The following is a 303-nucleotide window of genomic DNA, read 5'->3' as shown; positions in this document are numbered from 1 at the left end:
GGCGGAGTCGTCGGTGAAGAAGATCATGCGTTCTTCTTTTACCGGCTCGATATTGATGAAGTGATGGGAGTCGTCAACCAGCGAGGTTTCTGCCAGTACTTTTTCCACATCCATCATCATCACCAGCGTGCCTTGATCCAGCTCGGTAACCGCGGTGACCAGTCCGGCCATGCGGTTGGTGATCATGTCCGGTGGCACGCGCATGGCAGACCAGTCCAGGCGCAGAATGGTGTCGACCGCTTCCACCAGAAAGCCTTGGGTATGACCGTTGTATTCGGTGACGATCATGATTTCCGGCTTGTT

At 54.8% G+C, this 303-nt stretch carries 1 protein-coding gene; it reads right to left on the bottom strand.

Annotation, left to right across the window (positions count from 1 at the left end; genetic code table 11):
• Window positions 1–303: chemotaxis protein CheW (locus tag EAY64_RS20185; protein ID WP_199734510.1), on the bottom strand; the 303-nt coding region annotated here is incomplete at both ends.

It is taken from the genome of Aquitalea palustris (assembly GCF_003693445.1).
Taxonomy (GTDB): domain Bacteria; phylum Pseudomonadota; class Gammaproteobacteria; order Burkholderiales; family Chromobacteriaceae; genus Aquitalea; species Aquitalea palustris.
The sequence above is the reverse complement of the archived record's forward strand: the minus strand, read 5'-3'. Positions and strand labels throughout refer to the sequence as shown.